General features: G+C 66.2%; 13 protein-coding genes and 2 pseudogenes. 10 read left to right on the plus strand and 5 right to left on the minus strand.

The features are described 5' to 3' along the window. The first annotated feature begins 24 nt into the window (after positions 1 to 24). Positions 25 to 2088: a T3SS effector XopP-like protein gene (locus AVHM3334_RS03200; RefSeq protein WP_284409588.1), complete on the plus strand. Its 2064-nt coding sequence runs from the start codon at positions 25 to 27 to the stop codon at positions 2086 to 2088. A 37-nt stretch (positions 2089 to 2125) separates the two neighbouring features. Here the strand turns inward: AVHM3334_RS03200 and AVHM3334_RS03205 are convergent. Further along, positions 2126 to 2685 (minus strand): annotated as a pseudogene (locus AVHM3334_RS03205) (LysR family transcriptional regulator). Positions 2686 to 2879: 194 nt separating this feature from the next. Between AVHM3334_RS03205 and AVHM3334_RS03210 the strand changes: the two are divergent. After that, on the plus strand, positions 2880 to 3863 hold the full coding sequence (locus tag AVHM3334_RS03210; RefSeq protein ID WP_284409591.1) for a tripartite tricarboxylate transporter substrate binding protein: 984 nt from the start codon (positions 2880 to 2882) through the stop codon (positions 3861 to 3863). 52 nt (positions 3864 to 3915) lie between these two features. Then, positions 3916 to 5547 (plus strand): gamma-glutamyltransferase family protein, encoded by a 1632-nt coding sequence (locus tag AVHM3334_RS03215; RefSeq protein WP_284409593.1) that lies wholly within the window; start codon positions 3916 to 3918, stop codon positions 5545 to 5547. Between the two features lie 93 nt (positions 5548 to 5640). Here AVHM3334_RS03215 and AVHM3334_RS03220 read toward each other — a convergent pair whose 3' ends face one another. From AVHM3334_RS03220 to AVHM3334_RS03235, 4 genes and pseudogenes are all read right to left on the minus strand, one after another. After that, positions 5641 to 6552 (minus strand): DMT family transporter, encoded by a 912-nt coding sequence (locus AVHM3334_RS03220; RefSeq protein ID WP_284409595.1) that lies wholly within the window; start codon positions 6550 to 6552, stop codon positions 5641 to 5643. A gap of 59 nt (positions 6553 to 6611) precedes the next feature. Next, positions 6612 to 7709 (minus strand): tRNA preQ1(34) S-adenosylmethionine ribosyltransferase-isomerase QueA, encoded by a 1098-nt coding sequence (gene queA, locus AVHM3334_RS03225; protein WP_284409597.1) that lies wholly within the window; start codon positions 7707 to 7709, stop codon positions 6612 to 6614. A 170-nt stretch (positions 7710 to 7879) separates the two neighbouring features. Further along, positions 7880 to 8334, minus strand: a pseudogene (locus AVHM3334_RS03230) (AraC family ligand binding domain-containing protein); the annotation flags it as partial. An 88-nt stretch (positions 8335 to 8422) separates the two neighbouring features. Continuing rightward, a complete protein-coding gene (locus AVHM3334_RS03235) occupies positions 8423 to 9709 on the minus strand; it encodes a cyclic di-GMP phosphodiesterase (RefSeq protein ID WP_284409599.1) in 1287 nt (428 codons plus the stop codon). A gap of 123 nt (positions 9710 to 9832) precedes the next feature. Between AVHM3334_RS03235 and recG the strand changes: the two genes are divergently transcribed. From recG to AVHM3334_RS03265, 7 genes are all read left to right on the plus strand, one after another. Next, positions 9833 to 12034, plus strand: a complete 2202-nt coding sequence (gene recG, locus AVHM3334_RS03240; protein WP_284409601.1) for an ATP-dependent DNA helicase RecG — start codon at positions 9833 to 9835, stop codon at positions 12032 to 12034. 125 nt (positions 12035 to 12159) lie between these two features. After that, the gene (locus AVHM3334_RS03245; protein ID WP_284409603.1) at positions 12160 to 16860 is read left to right on the plus strand and encodes an RHS repeat-associated core domain-containing protein; all 4701 of its coding nucleotides are present in this window, start codon (positions 12160 to 12162) and stop codon (positions 16858 to 16860) included. Positions 16861 to 16862: 2 nt separating this feature from the next. Then, complete coding sequence (locus AVHM3334_RS03250) at positions 16863 to 17486, plus strand: hypothetical protein (protein ID WP_284409605.1); 624 nt, start codon at positions 16863 to 16865, stop codon at positions 17484 to 17486. A 125-nt stretch (positions 17487 to 17611) separates the two neighbouring features. Continuing rightward, positions 17612 to 18061 carry an RHS repeat-associated core domain-containing protein gene (locus AVHM3334_RS03255; protein WP_284409606.1) on the plus strand — a complete coding sequence of 150 codons (450 nt, stop codon included), beginning with the start codon at positions 17612 to 17614 and terminating at the stop codon, positions 18059 to 18061. A gap of 1 nt (position 18062) precedes the next feature. Next, the gene (locus AVHM3334_RS03260) at positions 18063 to 18356 is read left to right on the plus strand and encodes a DUF6980 family protein (RefSeq protein ID WP_502869839.1); all 294 of its coding nucleotides are present in this window, start codon (positions 18063 to 18065) and stop codon (positions 18354 to 18356) included. Between the two features lie 85 nt (positions 18357 to 18441). Next, positions 18442 to 18612, plus strand: coding sequence for an RHS repeat-associated core domain-containing protein (locus AVHM3334_RS23855; protein WP_349816605.1), 171 nt, complete (start codon positions 18442 to 18444; stop codon positions 18610 to 18612). 137 nt (positions 18613 to 18749) lie between these two features. Then, complete coding sequence (locus tag AVHM3334_RS03265; protein WP_284409608.1) at positions 18750 to 19055, plus strand: DUF4951 domain-containing protein; 306 nt, start codon at positions 18750 to 18752, stop codon at positions 19053 to 19055.

Genomic DNA, 19055 nt, shown 5'->3' on the forward strand with positions numbered 1-19055 from the left:
TCGGCGGGCGCATCCAGCGGATGGATGGAGCACCTCGCTCCCCGGGCCAGCAACGCTGCCGCGAGTTCGGGATCGCCTGCGCCCCGTGCGCCGTTGCCCGTGCAGCGGACACCGACGCCGGTGCAGCAACAGCGGATCGACAAGTGGGAAAAAAAGCAGGCCGCCATCGCCGCCGGAAAAATCGTCGACGACGCAATGGCTTATTTCGAGGCCTTCGATGCGCTGTGCGCGCGGGGCCTCATCACGGCCGATAACCGGCAGCGGACGCTGTTGACGGCTTTTCAATGGGCGGATCGCGGCATTGCCGCGTTCGGTGATCTGACCGAACTTCAGCGGACCAGCGAAGACGGACGAAAGTCTTTCGTGAACCTTTACCAAAAGCGCGCGGCGCTGGCCATCGGATGGGTGGACGGTCTTCCCCCATTGCCGGTCCAGGAGGGTAAAGCGCTTTCGCAGCGCATGTTACAGGCGCAATCGGAGCCGGTGGACCTGCCGGCCCTGGACCGGGACCTGCATGCCTACCTCGGCCAGGTCGAGCTCGCCATCCAGGCAATACAGCCTTGCCTCCGAGCCACTTCCGAAGTGGTCGAAAAACTGGGCAACCCAGCGCATCTCAAAGCCTGGCCGGGTCTGATCGGGGTCTTGAAAGACTCCGTGCTCATGCTCACGAAGCTGCGGATGAAGGCGTTCGATCTGCACAAGGAGCAGATCTGGACACTGGGCAATCGCATGGTGGTTGCAGAAGGCATGAACGGCACGGAGATCCTGCGAGAGATCGTCGCGCTGCTGACCTGTGGGGCGAACCTGTCGGACGGCACGGCGATTGATCTGCTGCAGGACGCTCGCGTTCCCCGGCAGGAAGTACTGGCAAGCCGCCTGGAAAACGGTGCTTTGCTGTTGCGCGAACACGCCGACGCCTTCATCGTGCTCGCGAGCCGCCATTTCGATGGCGCAACCGGTTCGTCGCAGCCCGAAGTTCTCGAATTCGCCAGGCAGTTGGTGGTGGCCATCGGTGCGCTGGCCCAGCAGTGCGATGCGGTGCTGCAGGCGCCCAAGGTCTCCCACGCCACCGGAAAGCTATTGGAAGGCACCACGTTCCTGGGGCAGTCGACGGGGCGCGATGCCGCCGCGCTGCCCCTCGACGATTCGCGGGATCCACCCGTGCCGGATGAGTCCGTGGCCTTGGCCTCTGCGCCGCAGCCCAAGCGCTCCGGGGCGGGCAAGGCCCGCAAGTCCTCCGGGCGCAGCAAGGCGGCACAGGGGGCACGCCCGGTCCCTGCTGGCCCGGCGCTGTCCTCGCGCCAGACCGCCGTGCTGGAACTGGCGCAAGAGCGTTTGAAGGCATTCCCCGCGCCAAAGCCGGGCAGACTGCAGGCGCCTGGCGATCTGCTGGCACTGGGCGAGTCGCTGCACAAGGACATTTCGGTGCTCGGCGCCGCGATGGAGCAGCGCAGCGAACCGCTGAGCGCCGCGCGGCAGATGCGGCAGGTGCTCGATGGATGGTTCGGCGAACGGGGCCAGTGGCGGGCGCGGCGCGAGCAGCTGGCGGCGGCGGGCGTTGCGGAGGCGGCATCGGTGGCACAGACGCTCCAGGCGCTGGATGAGCGCATCGCAGCGATCGATGGCCTGCACCGGTCCATCGACGCCATCGGGGTGGATCTGATCAAGACTTTCCCGTACCCGGATCTGAAGCATGTCTCGCACTTGTTGAACATGGCGATGGACGCGAAAGGGCCGGGGCAAGAACCCGGCGTGCTGGTCGGCGCTCCTCGGAAACTGCCTTCGCTGGGCGATCCCGACGACCGGCATGGCACCCTGTTCGAAGTGAAGCTCGACACGGGCAAGCTTGCGGATGGCCGGCCTGCGCCTGCGCTGTACGCGCATTTGCATGCCAGGGCACCGATCACGGCAAAGGCTTGCCGCTCCGTGTCCTTCGACGCTTTGGACGCCTTCCATGTGAAGACCGCCGATCAGCGCGGCAAGGGGCCGACCTGGGAGCTGCTGAACAACGCCCTGCACAGCGTGCACCGGGGCGTGCTGGACGCCGAGGTGCTGAAAGCGATGCAGCTTCGCATGGCCGGCCTTTGATCCCTCCGCCCGCCCCTCCGCCCGCCATGAGCAGCCGTTACGACTGCGGCAGCTGCTCCTTCGGCCTTTCCAGAAAGGCCTGCGCAGCCACGGGCAGGGCTCGGCCGGCGAGGGTCTGCACTTCGATGTCGCGCAGGTCCATGCCCGGGTCGCTCAGAGGCCGCGCCACGATGGCGCCCGCCGCGGCGCCGTCGCGCGTGGCGATCTCGCTGGACACCGACACGCCGCCACCGTGCGCCACGAACACGCCACGCACAGCCGGGGAACGAGCTCGTTGGCGAAGGCGTCCGAGGTGGCGAGCCGCACCTGTCCGGCGCGCAGCCCCAGCAACGAGCCGATCTCGCCCAGCGCGCGCTCGGCGTCCAGCCCGGTGCGCCGCGCATGCGTGGCGAGGATCTCGCCCGCCGCCGTCGGCACCATGCCGCGCGGGTGGCGCTCGAACAGCGGCGTGCCCAGTTGCGCTTCCAGCCCGGCGATCTGCCGGCTCAGGGCCGAGGCGGCCACGTGCAGGCGCGCCGAGGCTTCGGTCAGCGAACCGCACTGCGCCACTTCGAGAAAGTAGCGCAGCGCGGTGTCTTGCAGAAAGTGGGCGCGCATGGGGAAAAACAGGAAAAAGGGAAAGAAACCAGGAGGCGTTCGGGGCGAGCCGGGTTTGCCGGGCAAGCTGCAAAGTATGGTCTGCTTTGCCGTCCTGGCAAGGGGGTTTGCCGATTTGCTGGTGGTCAGCCAGAGCGTGGATTCCTAAGATGACCCTTTTGTGGCGGTGTGCGCCACTGAACCGGAGGATTTCCATGCGATGGGTGAATGTCGGCCGCTGTTTGTTCGTAGGCTTGTCGTTGGCGGCCCTGGCTGCGGGTGCGCGGGCGCAGGCCTGGCCCAATCACCCGGTTCGCGTGATCGTGCCCTTTCCGGCCAGCGGGGCCACCGACCTGGTGGCCCGGGTGGTCACCCAGCGGGTGTCGCAGGACCTCGGCCAGCAGATGGTGGTGGACAACCGCCCGGGCGCCGGCGGCACCATCGGCGCGGCCGAAGCCGCCAAGGCCCCTGCCGACGGCTACACGCTGCTGCTGACCACCAGCAGCACCCACGCGATCTCGCCCCACCTCATGCCGCGCCTGGCCTACGACGCGCGCAAGGACTTCACGCCCGTGGCCCATGTGGCGGACGCCGCCAGCGTGCTGCTGGTCACGCCCTCGCTGCCGGTGAAGTCGGTCGCGCAGCTGATCGCCTACGCCAAGGCCCACCCGGGCCAGCTCAACTACGCCAGCAGCGGCAACGGCACCATCGTGCATTTGAACGCGGCAGCCTTCAGCTCGCAGGCCGGCATCGAGATGACGCACGTGCCCTACAAGGGCACGGCCCAGTCGATTGCCGACCTGGCGACGGGGCAGGTGCACGTGCTGTTCGACTCCATTCCCACCGGCATGCCCCATGTGAAGAGCGGCCGCCTGCGGGCCCTGGCCGTGACCAGCGAGCAGCGCAGCGCCCTCGCGCCCGAACTGCCCACGCTGGCCGAATCCGGCCTGCCGGGCTATTCGTCGGTGACCTGGTTCGGTGTGTACGCGCCCGCCGGCGCGCCGCCCGCACTGGTGGATCGCATCCACCAGGCGTTCGCGAAAGCCATGCAGGCCCCGGACGTGATCGCCAGCCTGGCCAAGCTGGGCGTGGAGCCTGCAGCGCCCAGCACGCCGGCGCAGTTCTCCGCGATGGTGCAGGCCGACAGCGCCCGCTGGGCCGCCGTGATCCGCCAGCGCAAGATCACCCTGGAACAATGAGCGGCCTTCGCTTTCAAGCCTTTTGAACGATCAAGCCACAAGGAGACACACCATGACCGGCCCAAGCACCACCGCCACCCCACCGAACGCCCGCTCCCTCGACTGGGGCCAGCCGTATGCCTCCCAGCGCAGCCCGGTCATGGGCCGCAACATGGTCTCCGCCTCGCAGCCGCTGGCCGCCCAGGCCGGCCTGTGCATGCTGATGGCGGGCGGCAACGCGGTCGATGCCGCCATCGCCACGGCCATGGCGCTGACGGTGGTCGAGCCCACCGGCTGCGGCATCGGCAGCGACGGCTTCGCCATCGTGTGGGACGGCAAGGAGCTGCATGGCCTCAATGCATCGGGCCGCTCGCCGGCCGCGTGGACGCCCGACTATTTCGCGCAGCGCGGCGGCATTCCCGAAATGGGCTGGAACGCCGTGACCGTGCCCGGCGCGGTGTCGGCCTGGGTCGCGCTGTCGCGGCGTCTGGGCAAGCTGCCGTTCGCGCAGCTGGCGCAGCCCGCCATCGAGTACGCGCGGGGCGGCTTTCCCGTCTCGCCCATCATCGCGACGCTGTGGGGCCTGGGCGCGGCCAAGCTGGGGGCGCAGCCGGGCTTTGCCGAATGCTTCATGCCCGGCGGCCGCGCGCCGCAGGCCGGCGAGATCTTCCGAAGCGATGCGCATGCCAACACGCTGGAGCTGATCGCCGAGACCGAGGGCGAAGCCTTCTACCGCGGCACCCTCGCGCAGCAGATGGCCGCCCATTCGAAGGCCCACGGCGGCGCCATGACCGAAGACGACCTGGCCGCCCACCGGGCCGACTGGGTGGGCACGGTGAGCCAGCCCTTCGGCGATGCGGTCATCCATGAAATTCCGCCCAACGGCCAGGGCATCGCCGCGCTCATCGCGCTCGGCATGCTCGATGCCGTGAACATCGGCGCGCGGCCCGTGGACGACGTGGAGACGGTGCACGCCAGCATCGAGGCCATGAAGCTCGCGCTGGCCGACCTGTACGAACACAACGCCGACATCGACGCCATGCGCATTGCGCCCCAGGATCTGCTGGACCCGGCCTACCTGCTGGAACGCGCCCGCAGCATCGACCCCGCGCGTGCGGGCGACCCCGGCCATGGCGCGCCGCGCCGCGGGGGCACGGTGTACCTGGCCGCGGCCGATGCGTCGGGGATGATGGTCTCGTTCATCCAGTCCAACTACATGGGCTTCGGTTCGGGCGTGGTGGTGCCGGGCACCGGCATCAGCCTGCAGAACCGGGGGCATGGCTTCAGCACCGTGCCGGGCCACGCCAACGAAGTGGCGCCGCGCAAGCGCCCGTCGCACACCATCATTCCGGCCTTCGCCATGCATGCCGACGGTACGCCGCGCATGGCCTTCGGGGTGATGGGCGGCCCTATGCAGTCGCAGGGCCATGTGCAGATGGCCCTGCGCGTGCTGCGTTATGGCCAGAACCCGCAGGCCGCCGCCGATGCGCCGCGCTGGCGCGTCACGGGCGGCAAGGGCGTGGCCGTGGAGCCGGGGTTCGATCCCGCCGTGCTGGCCGAGCTGCGCGCGCGCGGGCACGAGGTCACCGTGGAAACGGGCCAGGGCGTGTTCGCGTTCGGCGGCGCGCAGCTCGTGCTGCGCGAAGGCGGCATCTACATCGCAGGCTCGGACTCGCGCAAGGACGGGCACGCGGTCGCCTTTTGATTTGCTATTGAATCAATAGCACTGAAGGCAATGGATACGGCGGCAGTGGCACGAAAGGCTTGAAGCCGCCGATTCAATGCGCTTTGACCCGGTTCAGCGGGTTTCGCGAACGGTGAGCCAAGCGCTCGCGGCCCCGCTCAGCGCGATGGCCGCGATGCCCGCCAGCGACCACAGGTCCGGCACGTGCCGGTACGCCAGCCATCCGGCCAGCATGGCGAAGCCGATCTGGCTGTAGAGAAACGGCGCGATGGTGACGGGCGTGGTGCGCGCATACGCCTGCAGCAACAGCATGTGCCCCACCGCGCTGGACAGGCCCATGGCGAACATCCCGGCCCACAGCCACGGGTCCGCGATGGAGGTCCACACGAACGGCACGCCCGCGGACACCAGCGCAGCGGCCAGCCAGCCGGTGTAGAGCTGCGTGGTGGCGGGGCTTTCCTGGCCGGCCATCTTGCTGCTGATGACCTGGTAGCCCGTGCCGGTGGCCAGCAGGCACAGCGGCCACAGCATGGCCCAGGTGAAGGCCTCGCCCCCGGGGCGGATGATGGCCAGCGTGCCCGCCAGCCCCATCGCCACCAGCACCCAGCGCGGTGCGCTCACGCGCTGCTGCAGCCACAGCGCCGCCACCAGGGTGACGCACAGCGGCGTGGTCGCCACGATGGCCGTGAACTCCGCCAGCGGAAAGTGCTGGATGCTGATGAAGCCGAACAGGCTCGTGGCCGCGAACAACACCGCGCGCAGCGCCTGGAAGCGCGGCTGCCGCGTGCGCAGCACCGCCACGCCTTCGCGCTGCAGCACGAACGCCGTTGTCAGCACGGCCTGGAACAGGTAGCGCAGCCACAGCGCCATGAAAAGCGGCACCGCCGTGCTGACCCACTTGGTCGTGGCGTCGAGCACCGCGAAGCACGCGCAGGCCGCCACCGTCAAGCCGATGCCCGCCAGGGCTGCATTGCGGCTTCGCAAGGAATGAAGGGACGGTGTGTGCGTGTCCGGCGGCGGTTCCATGGGACGGGGCGCGCGGTGGGCGCTCGGCTGGCGCTCGGTCGGCTGGATGTTTTGCGGGGTTACCGAGGCGGCTGGGGCCGCTGCAGCAGCATGGCGTCGCCGTAGCTGAAGAAGCGGTAGCCCTGCGCGATGGCATGGCGGTACAGGCCCATCACGTGCTCGTAGCCCGCGAAGGCGCTCACCAGCATCATCAGCGTGCTCTTGGGCAGGTGGAAGTTGGTGACCAGCACGTCCACCACCCGAAAGCCGAAACCGGGGGTGATGAAGATCCGCGTGTCGCCCGTGGCCTGGCCGCTCAGCGCCCACGATTCCAGCGTGCGCACGGTCGTCGTGCCCACGGCCACCACGCGGCCGCCGCGCTGGCGGCAGCGCTCCAGCGCAGCCAGCGTGGCCAGGGGCACCTCGTACCACTCGCTGTGCATCTGGTGCTCGGCCAGGTTCTCGGTCTTGACGGGCTGGAAGGTGCCGGCGCCCACGTGCAGCGTGACGCTGGCGCGCTCCACGCCCCGGGCCTCCAGGTCGGCCAGCACGCCCGCATCGAAGTGCAGCGCCGCCGTGGGCGCGGCCACGGCGCCGGGGGTTCGGGCGAAGACGGTCTGGTAGCGCTGCGCATCCTCGGCCGCATCGGGGTCGTCGCCGCCTTCCTGCTGGCGCTCGATGTAGGGCGGCAGCGGCAGGTGGCCGTGCCGCTCCATCAGGTCGTAGGGCGTCTCGCCGGCGGGGCCGCGCAGCGCGAAGCGAAACAGCGGGCCATCGTCCTCGGGCCAGCGCGACAGCAGCGTGGCGTCGAAGCCGCCACCGGCCAGCCCGCCCGCCAGGTGCACCACGGCGCCGGGCAGGGGCTTCTTGCTCACCTTCATGTGCGCCACCACCTCGTTGCCCGTCAGCACGCGCTCGATCAGCAGCTCCAGCTTGCCGCCGCTGGCCTTTTCGCCGAACACGCGGGCCTTGACCACGCGCGTGTCGTTGAACACCAGCAGGTCGCCCGCGCGCAGCAGGCCGGGCAGGTCGCGAAAGACCCGGTCGGCCGGCTCGGTGCTGCGGCCGTCGAGCAGGCGCGAGGCGCTGCGTTCGGGGGCGGGGTGTTGGGCGATGAGCTGCGGGGGCAGCGTGAAGTCGAAATCGCTGAGCGTGAAAACGCGAGGGCTGGGGGACATGGTGCTTGAGGGCCGGACGAGCCCGTTCCAAGAAAAGAACGATCAAAAACAGCCCGCGATTGTCCCATGGCCCCTGGGGCGGGGTGCGCCCGCGACCGCCCTGGCGGGCCGAAGCGCCGATCGCTGCGGCTGGTACCAACTGTGCAGCCGCAGGAACGCGATCACCTCGCGTTCTCGCGCTGCAGGTTGTCCAGCAGCGCCTTGACGGCCTCGAAGCCGCTTTCGTCGAAGGTGAAGTCCAGGTGTTCCTGGAACTGAAAGGGCGCCAGCGCCAGTGGCACGTCTTCCAGGTCGAGCGGGTCCACGGCCAGCGCGGGCCACAGGAAGCGCTGGCTGAAGTTCACCACCACAGCCAGCGCGTGCCCGGCGGGTGCGGCACCCAGTGCATGCGGTGCGGCAGCACGAAGCTCAGGGTTCGCGCGGTGAAGGGCCGCGTCACGCCGCCGATCTGGTGCTGCGTGCTGCCCGCCAGGTTGACCTGGATCTGGAAATACTCGTGTTTGTGCGGCTGCGTGAGCGGGGCGCGGCCGCTCTGGTCGCGGATGTCGAAATCGAGGTGGCTGGAGCGCTCCACCATCGCGTAGGTGCGCACGGCGCGGGCGCAATCGTTGCTGGCCCCGGGCATCTTCGGCATGGGCGGTACAGGCGGGGTTGCAGGCGGAGTTATGGGCGACGGATGGGCGACCGTACGAGCGGCAGTGTGGCGCGAGGCCTCAGCGCGGCACCGACGCCATGCCCGTCCACAGCTCGTTCAGGTCCGGAAAGCGCCATTTGTCGGGATCCTCGCGGCCCACGATCTTCTCCGGGCAGCCGGGCTGGGCCAGATCGACGATTTCGGGCGGAATGCGCAGGTCCGACTTGGTGGAGAAGAACACCTTCACGCGCGGCGACACGAGCGAGGCGGCCTGCTCCATCACCACGCCGATGCGCCCCGAGGTCAGCCGCACGAGCGAGCCCACGGGGTAGATGCCGATGCTCTTCACGAAGGCCTGGAACAGGCGCGGGTCGAAGTGCCCATTGGTCCACTCGGCCATGCGCCGCAGCGATTCGGCCGGGTCCCAGCCGCGCTTGTACGGGCGGTCGGACGTGACGGCGTCGTACACGTCGCAGATCGACGCCATGCGGGCGGTCAGGCTGATCTGCTCGGCCGGCAGGCGGTGCGGGTAACCCGAGCCGTCCATCTTTTCATGGTGGTGCAGGCAGGCGTCGAGCACCTCGTCCTCCACGCCGCCACCGCATTCCAGCAGCATGCGATAGCCGTGCTCGGAGTGGCCGCGCACGATGTCGAACTCCTCGTCGGTGAGCTGGCCGGGCTTGTTCAGCACCGCCAGCGGAATCGCCGCCTTGCCGATGTCGTGCATCAGCCCCGCCAGGCCGGAGGTGCGGATGCGCGCGCTATCGAGGCCGATCTGGCGGCCCAGGGCCACCATGAGCGCGCACACCGCCACCGAATGCATGTAGGTGTAGTCGTCGGCCGTCTTCAGCCGCGCCAGGCTGATGAGGGCGGAGGGGTGGCGCGTGATCGAATCGGAAATCTCCTGCACCAGGCTGCGCGCATCGCTCGAATCCACGGCGCGGCCCATGCGCGCCTCGTGGAACATCGACGAGACCGCCTGGCGGGCATGGTTGCAGATCGAGGCCGCATGGCCCAATTCTTCGGCCATCAAGGTCGGGGCGAGCGAACGGATGCGCGGGGACGGGGCGGACGCCGGGGCGGGCGCAATCTTCAGGTCCGGCATCTCCTGCAACTCGCTGAAGTCGGTATCCAGCCGTGCCTCGGCCTCTTCGGGCGACGTGGTGGCCACGTCGGAGGCCACGTCCAGCCCCTTGGAAACGTCGATCCAGACCTCGGCGATGGCGGTGCCGTGGATGCGTGCCAGATCAGCGGGGTCCTGCAGCACGAAGCCCGTGCGCCAGAAAGGGTGGTCCATCCACGAACCGCAGAACTGATGCAGGTACATGCCCAGGGCAAGATGTTGGACGCTGATTCGCTTGAGCATGGGACCGGTGGTAACGCTGGGGCGTCCGCAAAAACCGCCGAACGACGGCGCTGGCATGTTAGCCTTTTCTGCCCATGCCGGTCCTTCCCTTTTGCGCAATGTTCGCGCCCGCTCCCCTTTGCCATGACCGACCGTAGCGCCGCCGCCACTGCCCGGGCGGTTGCCGCGAGCGCGGCCGCGCCCGGGCGCGCCGGTGCTGCGCCCGCCCGCCCGGCGCCCAGCCCCGCCCAGAAAGCCCTGCAGAAAATGGGGCTGGTGCGCGACATCGACCTGGCCCTGCACCTGCCGCTGCGCTACGAGGACGAAACGCGCATCACCCCCCTGCGCAACGTGCGCGACGGCGACACCGTGCAGATCGAGGCCACCGTCGTCTCCAGCGAAGTTCAATTGCGCCCCCGCCGCCAACTGCTCGTGCAGGTGGACGACGGCACCGGCACTTGCGAACTGCGGTTCTTCAGCTTCTATCCCTCGCACCAGAAAACCCTGGCCGTGGGCGCCCGCCTGCGCATCCGGGGAGAGGTCAAGGGCGGCTTCTGGGGGCGCCAGATGCTGCACCCGGCCTTTCGCACGGCCACTGGCGATCTGCCGGCCGCGCTCACCCCCGTGTACCCGACCATGGCGCAACTGCCCCAGGCCTACCTGCGCCGCGCCATCGTGGGCGCCCTGCAGCGCGTGGAGCTGTCCGAGACGCTGCCGCCCGGCGTGGAGCCGCCGGTGGGCCGGGCGTATGGTCAAAACGGCCTGGAGCCGTTGTGGAATCTGCGGCAGGCGCTCACTTTTTTGCACCATCCCACGCCCGATGTCGCCATCGCCACGCTGCAGGACCACAGCCATCCCGCCTGGCAGCGGCTCAAGGCCGAGGAGTTGCTGGCCCAGCAACTGTCGCAGCAGCAATCCAAGCGCGAACGGGCCCGGCTGCGCGCCCCGGTGCTGCAGGCGCCGGCACCGGAGAGCGGCGGCCTGACCCTGGCCGAGCAACTGCTGGCCGTTCTGCCCTTCGGGCTCACGGGCGCCCAGCGCCGCGTGGGGCAAGAGATCGCCCGAGACCTCGCCCGGCCCGTGCCCATGCACCGGTTGCTGCAGGGCGATGTGGGCTCCGGCAAGACCGTGGTGGCCGCGCTGGCCGCCGCCGTGTGCATCGACGCCGGCTGGCAGTGCGCGCTGATGGCGCCCACCGAAATCCTGGCCGAGCAGCACTTCGCCAAGCTCGTCGGCTGGCTGGAGCCGCTGCTGGCCGCACGCGGCAAGCGCGTGGCCTGGCTCGTCGGCGGACAAAAGAAGAAGGAGCGCGCCGCCATGCTCGCCCTGGTGGAAGGCGGCGAGGCCGCGCTGGTCGTCGGCACCCACGCGGTGATCCAGGAACAGGTGCGCTTTCAGTGCCTGGCCCTGGCCGTGATCGACGAGCAGCACCGCTTCGGCGTGGCGCAGCGACTGGCGCTGCGGCAAAAGCTCGAAGGGCAGGGCATGGAGCCGCACATGCTCATGATGAGCGCCACGCCCATCCCGCGCACCCTGGCCATGAGCTACTACGCCGACCTGGATGTGTCCACCATCGACGAACTGCCTCCGGGGCGCACCCCCATCGTCACCAAGCTCATCGCCGACAGCCGCAAGGACGAAGTCATCGAGCGCATCGCCGCCCAGGTCGCCTCGGGCCGGCAGGTGTACTGGGTGTGCCCGTTGATCGAGGAAAGCGAGGCGCTGGACCTGTCCAACGCCACCGCCACCCATGCCGATCTGAGCGAGGCGCTGCAAGGCGATCTGGCGCGGGGGCATCCCCCGGTCAAGGTCGGCCTGCTGCACTCGCGCATGCCGAGCGCCGAGAAAAAAGCCGTCATGGCCCAGTTCACCAGCGGCGAGACGGGCGTGCTGGTCAGCACCACCGTGATCGAAGTGGGCGTGGACGTGCCCAACGCCTCGCTCATGGTCATCGAGCACTCCGAGCGGTTCGGCCTGTCGCAGCTGCACCAGCTGCGCGGGCGCGTGGGGCGGGGCGCGGCGGCGTCGGCCTGCGTGCTGCTGTATTCCACCAACGACAGCGGCCGCCTGGGCGAGACCGCCCGCGAGCGCTTGAAGGCCATGGCCGAGACCAGCGACGGCTTCGAGATCGCCCGCCGCGACCTGGACATCCGCGGCCCCGGCGAGTTCCTGGGCGCCCGCCAGTCCGGCGCACCGCTGCTGCGCTTTGCCGACCTGGCCACCGACACGGTGCTGCTGGAATGGGCGCGGGAGCTGGCGCCGCACATGCTGGACCGGTTTCCGGCCCTGGCCGAGCGGCATGTGATGCGCTGGCTCGGGGGCAAGTCGGATTATCTGAAGGCGTGAACGAAAAAAGACGGGAGGCATTTTCGATGCATCCCCGATGTGGTGTAACTCTCTGTATCTGAATAGGCGAGTTTCTGGAAAGTCGATAGGATTCGTAACTCAACATCAAACGGGGAGGGGGATTCATGAGGTTCGTATGGGCCGCCTGCATTGCATTGCAGGCCATGGGTTATTGGGGCGTGGCAGAGGCAGGGGAGATCGACAGAAGCAAGCCGTTTGGGTATGGCATCGACGAAGAGGCCCCGCTGGCGCCGGTGATGCGATACACGGTCCTGTCCAGCACGGTGGCGGGCGTGTGCGGCGCGTTGCCAGCCGAATATGGGCCGACCCAGTTTTGCGCGCGGTCCAGCTATGGGCGCAATTTCTGTACAGGGATTCCTTCCCTGGGCCCCGATCCTTGCGAGCATGTGGAGGGATTTGGCCCCGGCATCGCGCCCATCTGCAACCGGCCCAAGAACGAGCACCCCGAATACCTCTACAACCCGGCGGGCTGGACCGAAAGCCGGCCCAAATACGACATCGCCACCGACAAATTCTCCTGCGTGTGCCTGGGCGCGGAACGCGGGGATGTCCGCGATTCGGAAACCAGCGGCTGGTGCGGCCCCAAGCAATGGATCGACCCCGATCCGCCACCACCGCCCCCGCCCCCACCCCCGCCGCCGCCACCTCCTCCCCCACCCCCACCGCCCCTGCCGCCGCCACCGCCCCCGGTGCCGCCGCCCGGCGACGGCTACCGGGGCGTCTCCGCCTTTCCGGGCGGGCAGGACGGCATGTGCGTGGGCGACCCCGTCATTCCCGCCACCGGCGAGAACTTCCAGGAGATCGTGGACCACCAGGACCCGTGGGGCGGCAGCCTGGACTTCGTGCGCATCTACCGCAGCCACTGGGCACTGGACGCCGCCCGCGCCAGCCGGGGCTTCGGCCGCCAGTGGGGCCACAACCACGCCATCAGCCTGCGGGTGTCCGAAGGCGTTGCGACCGTCATCTTCGGCAACGGCGAGGAACGGGGCTTTCAGCGCGCAGGCGCCCAGCAGGACTGGGTGGGCGATCAGCGCAGCGACACCCTGTCCCAGGCCGATGGTCTGTGGCGCTTTCGCAACGCCAGCGACGACTCCGTGCTCACCTTCGACAGCGCGGGCAAGCTCCTGAGCCGAAAGGCGCGCAACGGCTGGGTCACCACCTACGGGTACACCTACGGGCGCCTGACCACCATCACCAATGCCTTCGGCGAGACCCTCACCCTCGTCTGGGGCCAGCGGCAGATCGAGCAGATCATCACCCCCGACTACAAAACCACCACCTACCAGTACAGCTACCAGGAAGGCGTGGGCGACCGGCTGGTGTGGTCCCGCCTGCAGGACAAGTACCAGAAGACCTACCTGTACGAAGACAGCGGCAACCCGTTTCTGCTGACCGCCATCGTCGATGAGGACGGCAACCGCTTCGCCCAGTTCAGCTACGACGCGCTGGGCCGCACGCTCCGGGCCGCGCATGCGGGCGACGCGCTGGCGCACCAGTTCGACTACACCGACATCGCCTCCGGCCAGGTGGGCGTCAAAGACCCGCTGGGCCAGAGCCGCCGGTACGGCTACACCGTGCAGAACAAGGCGCTGGCCGTCACCAGCGCCTCGTCGGCGCCGGGGCTGGCCTACCGCGCGATCAACCGCCGGGTGCAGAACGCCGCCGGCCTCGTCACGGCGGAAGTGGACTTCGCTGGCCGCCAGACCACCTACGAATGGGACAACGACCGCCAGCTGCCCCTGCTGGCCACCCACGCCAAGGGCACCGCGCAGGAGCGCCGGATCGCCACGCAGTGGCACCCCGCCTACCGCCTGCCCGTCAAGGTCACCGATGGCAGCCGCGTCACCGAATACACCTACGACGCGGACGGCAACGTCCTCACCGAGCGGGTGTACGACGCCAGCCTGCCCGACGGCGCGGCCAAGGCCGCCGTGCGCCGATGGGAATACAAGGGTGGCCTGGTCACCGCAGAAACCGATGCCCTGGGCGTGCGGCGCACCTACACCTACCACAGCGACACGCCCCTGGTGTTCGAATCCACCGACCCGTTCGGGCGGCGCACCAACCACAGCTACAGCGATGGCCGCCTGGTGGGCAAGCGCCTGCCCAACGGCCTGGAAATCCAGTACACCTATGGCCGCAACCCCTGGGGCCTGCTCAACTACGCCAGCGCGCTGGAGCTCCGCTGGAACTACGAGTACAACGCCATCGGCAAGCTGTCGCGCACGACGCAGCCGGACGGCTACCAGATCGACTACGCCTACGACGGCGCGCACCGGCTGGCCTCGTGGAAGGACAACCGGGGCGCCTCGGGCAGCTATGGGTACGACCTGTTCAACAACGTCATCCTGCAGGAAGTCAAAGACGCCACGGGCCAGACCGTGTGGCGCCAGGAGCGGGGCATCAACGCCGCCAACCAGCTGGAGACCGTCAAGGCGGGCAACCAGGTGGACCGCTACGCCTACGGCCCCAACGGCGAGCACCTCACCGCCGAGAACGCCCTGGGCCAGCGCTACCGGTACGCCACCGACCCCCTGGGCCGCGTCGCGGAAATCACCGACCCCCTGGGCAAGGTCGCCTCGCTGACCTACGACGGCCTGGGCGCGGTGCAGGGCGCCAAGGATTTTGCTGGCGTGGCCACCGCGTATGCCAACGACATCCGGGGCAACGCCACGCGGGAGACCTCGGCCGACAGCGGCGCGGTGAACGTGCAATACGACGCGCTGGGCCGCCCCACGCAGGTGAGCGATGCGCTCGCCCGCACCACCGCGCTCACGCGGGACGCAGGCGGGCGCTTGACGCGCATCCTCTTCAAGGACGGCAGGCAAAGCGTGTGGAAATATGACCTCACGGGTGCCAGCTACAACGCCCCCGGCACGCCGCAGGCCAGCATCGGGGCCTTGAGCGAAATCCAGGACGCGGGCGTCACCACGCGCTGGCAGCGCGACCCGCTGGGCCGGGCCACCGCCCGCACCCAGGTGCTGGGCAGTGCCAACGGGGGCGACAGCCGCACCCTGGCCCAGGCCTATGTGCCGGCAGGGCCGGACGGCGCCCGCAATGGCGGAGCCGGGCAGATCGCCAGCCTCACCTACGCGAGCGGCAAGAAGCTGCAATACCAGTACGACGCCACGGGCCAGCTCACCGGGCTGCAATGGAACGGCCAGCCGCTGCTCACCGCCATCACCTGGAACCCGCTGGGCCAGCCCACCGGCTGGAGGTGGCCGGCGTTCGGGCCCGCGCCCGGCCTGGCGGAGCAGCGCAGCTACACCGTGGCGGGCCAGCTGGCCGCCAGCCGGCTGCTGCCGCAACTGGCCTGGGACAGCGCCGGGCGACTGGCCCAGGTGCAGCAGCGGCACGCCCTGCGGGGCGCCACGGGCGCGCAGCAGGCCGTGATCACCAGCGCCAACACCTACGACGCCACGGGCCGGCTCACCGCCAGCGCCCACAGCGCGCCAGCCGGCCTCACGCTACCCACGGGCAGCGCGTTGAGCGACACCCTGGGCGCCAACACCAGCGGCTACGCGTGGGACGCCAACGGCAACCGCAGCCAGAGCTACTACACCAGCACCACGGCGGCGGGCATGGCCACGCTCAAGCGCAACTACGTCGCCGTCAGCGGCAGCAACCGGCTGCAGAACTACACGCAGACGTTCCAGCCCGCCAGCGGCAGTGCGCAGACCAGCACCGTGGCCTACAGCCATGACGCCACCGGCTCGCTCACCAGAAAGGGCGACAACTACCTGCACTACGGCAGCGACGGCCGCATCGCCAAGGCCGGGCTGAATGCCGACCCGGCGAACGCACTGGCCGTGAGCTACACGTACAACGCCCTGGGCCAGCGGGTGTTCAAGAGCGATGCGAGGCTGTCCGGGGCGAACAACCCCGCCATCACGCAGCAGACCGTGTATGCGGAAGACGGCATCGGCAGCACCGTGCTGGGCCAGTACGGCAATCGCAGGAGCGGCAACAGCGCAGCACCAGCTGGGGAGATGGACAGCACGGAGGTCATCTACCTGCCCACGGCCAGCGGGCCGATGCCGGTGGCGGCGCAGATCAATGGCAGGCTGTATGCCATCGATGCGGACCACCTGAACACGCCCCGGCGCCTGACCAACACGCAGGGGCAGGTCGTGTGGCAATGGCTGATCACGGGGTTCGGAGAGGCGAACCCGACGACCGGGGCGACCGGCTATGCGCAGAGCGGGCAAGGTGCCACCAGCTATAGCGAAGCGGTGAAGTTCGACCTGCGGTATCCGGGGCAGGTGTGGGATGAAGAGACGGGACTGGCGTACAACCTGAACCGGTACTACGACCGGGAAGGTGGGCGGTACATCCAGGCCGATCCGATTGGGCTGGAGGGGGGATGGAATCGGTTCTTGTATGTGGATGCTGATCCGCTGTCTTATGTTGATCCGGACGGACTGGTCAGAAGAATCCGTGATCCTTTGGACCTGATGCCGCTTGAAGGCAATGGTGGAGCGGGATTAAGCAGCGGTGGAAGTGGTGGGACGCGACCTGCCAACTTCTCGCCCCCGGGAAGTGGAAGAAGCGGGGCTTTTAATGAAGCCAAGCGGCTTAATGGGGTTCCTACGAGTCAGCAGCCATTGGCAGTTAGACCGAACCTTAACAAGAAGGGCAACCCTCAACCTGGACGTGAGTATGAGTTTGAAATTCCTTCTTCAGATGGGAAAATGAAAACCATTAATATAAGAGACGATGCTGGCGGACATAATTTCGGAGTTAATAATCCGCAAAATAGAGGCGCGCACTTCAATGATATGTGTGGCCGCCACTTTGATTATTGATTATGATAATAGATTTTGAAAAGTCCGGCTGGAATTGCTCGATATTGTCGAGGTTGGAAATCAGGGGGCTTGTTGGGGGGGAGCTTTCAGCATCAAAGCTCGATAAATATTTGGCATTATTTTCCGTTTGCCTCTTGATTAAAGAGGTTTGGCCGCATAAGAATTGCTTTTTTATTTCCGGTCATGATGCATGGCAACCGAATTCCAGAATTGCTAACTACAAAAAATTTTGGAGTTTATCTGGCATCGAGCAACGCCCAAAAGAGGGGGTAGAGTGGGGCGTTGTTGACGATAATCGGGTTAAATATTATGGAGTTGCACCCATAAAAAACAACGAATGGCTTTTGAGGTGTGAAATCTTGGAGCGATGCACATCATGGGTAATTGTTGTTGATGAGGGCGTAGGAGTTGATGAAATCAAGGCTGCCCTATCTAATGGCTGGGAGTGTTTGCCCGGAGGTAATATTCCAGATGCAATTCTCGATTGTGCCGTCAATTGCGCAGCTTTTTTTCTTAGGTTTTTTGGTCCAATGGATAATGGTGAGCAGGGGGTAATAGTTATAGGTGATCGCGGAAGTATTAATTGCTTGAAAAGCCGATCAAAAAATACTAGCCAGAAAATCTGAATATCAATTAATGCAGCGTCAATTATGTAAAGGCGGTGAAGTTCGACCTGCGGTATCCGGGGCAGGTGTGGGATGACGAGACGGGACTTGCGTACAACCTGAATCGGTACTAGGACCGGGAGGGAGTGCGTTACATCCAGGCCGATCCGATTGGGCTGGATGGGGGGTGGAATCGGTTTCTTTATGTGGATGCTGATCCGCTGTCTTATGTTGATCCGGACGGACTGGTCAGAAGAATCCGTGATCCTTTGGACCTGATGCCGCTTGAGGGCAATGGTGGCGGAGTAGGTGGCGGTGGCCGGATGACAACTCCGAAATTACCATCTACATCCCGCGTTAGTAAATTTTGTGAATCCCCCAGTGAAAGCCCCATTTGGAATGGCATGAATAATTATCGAAATAATATTCGTACCAATGGAGAGACTGGAAAAAATAAACAATATTACCAGTGGGATCATACTCACGGTGATATTGAGGTTTACAACCGATCTGGAGGTCATTTGGGTTCAATGAATCCTATGAATGGTGAAATGCACAAGCCTGCCGTTGCTGGGCGACTTCTTAAGGGTTTATAAAATGATAAAGAATTTTCAGCACTGTTGCGAGAGCATGAAAAGTCATGTGCTTTCGGGGGATTTGAGTTTGGAGTTTGTTTCGAAATTTAGGGAGTATGGAATTTTATATGGGAATGGAGGAAGTTATCAGCTAATGACGTTTTGCCCGTGGTGCGGAAAAAAATTACCAGCTTCTTTGCGAGATGTTTGGTTTGAAACTATTGAGCAGATGGGATTAGAGCCGGAGGATGATATTCCAAAGGACATGCAGTCTGAAGTTTGGTGGTTAAATGGTAACTATGAGCCTCCAAGATAACCGGGGCGACGGGCTACGTGCAGAGCGGGCAGGGCGCTAAAACTACAGCGAAGCGGTGAATTTCGACCTGCAGTATCCGGGGTAGGTGTGGGATGAAGAGACGGGGCTGGCGTACAACCTGAACCGGTACTACGACCGGGAAGGTGGGCGGTACATCCAGGCCGATCCGATTGGGCTGGAGGGGGGTGGAATCGCTACCTTTATGCAGGTGGCACGCCGACGAATCTCGTCGATCCTTCTGGATTGGCGAGCGTGATGCCGGGTGGAGGGTATGGAGACTCTCCGTTGCTGGACAACGGGTCAAGTTGCTCGCCGATGTTTCAGCAGCCCCGTGTGGATGATGGGGGATGTATTTCCACGGGCGGCGGGCCGAGTATTTGCGTTGGGCCCGGAATGATTAAAGGCATAACTAATCCTTCTATTGCAAAAATAGTCGCCCCTGCAATACCGAGTGGCATAACCAAGTCGCAGTTTGGCAGAGAATTGATTGGATGGGGAAGCGGTCCACAAGGCGCGTTGACCCGGATCGAATCTATCAATGGCGGAGTGGTTGGCCAAATGCAGGCGCAAGGATTGACCAGGGATATGGCTATTCAATGGCGTAATTTTTATGCCAATGAATTTTCTCGCAATGCGAATAATGTCACTGCTCAAAATAGAGCGCAGCTTATGGATAGAATTTTTGAGTTAATGAGGTGA

This window comes from Acidovorax sp. SUPP3334, assembly GCF_030159055.1.
In the GTDB taxonomy this organism is placed as follows: domain Bacteria; phylum Pseudomonadota; class Gammaproteobacteria; order Burkholderiales; family Burkholderiaceae_C; genus Paracidovorax.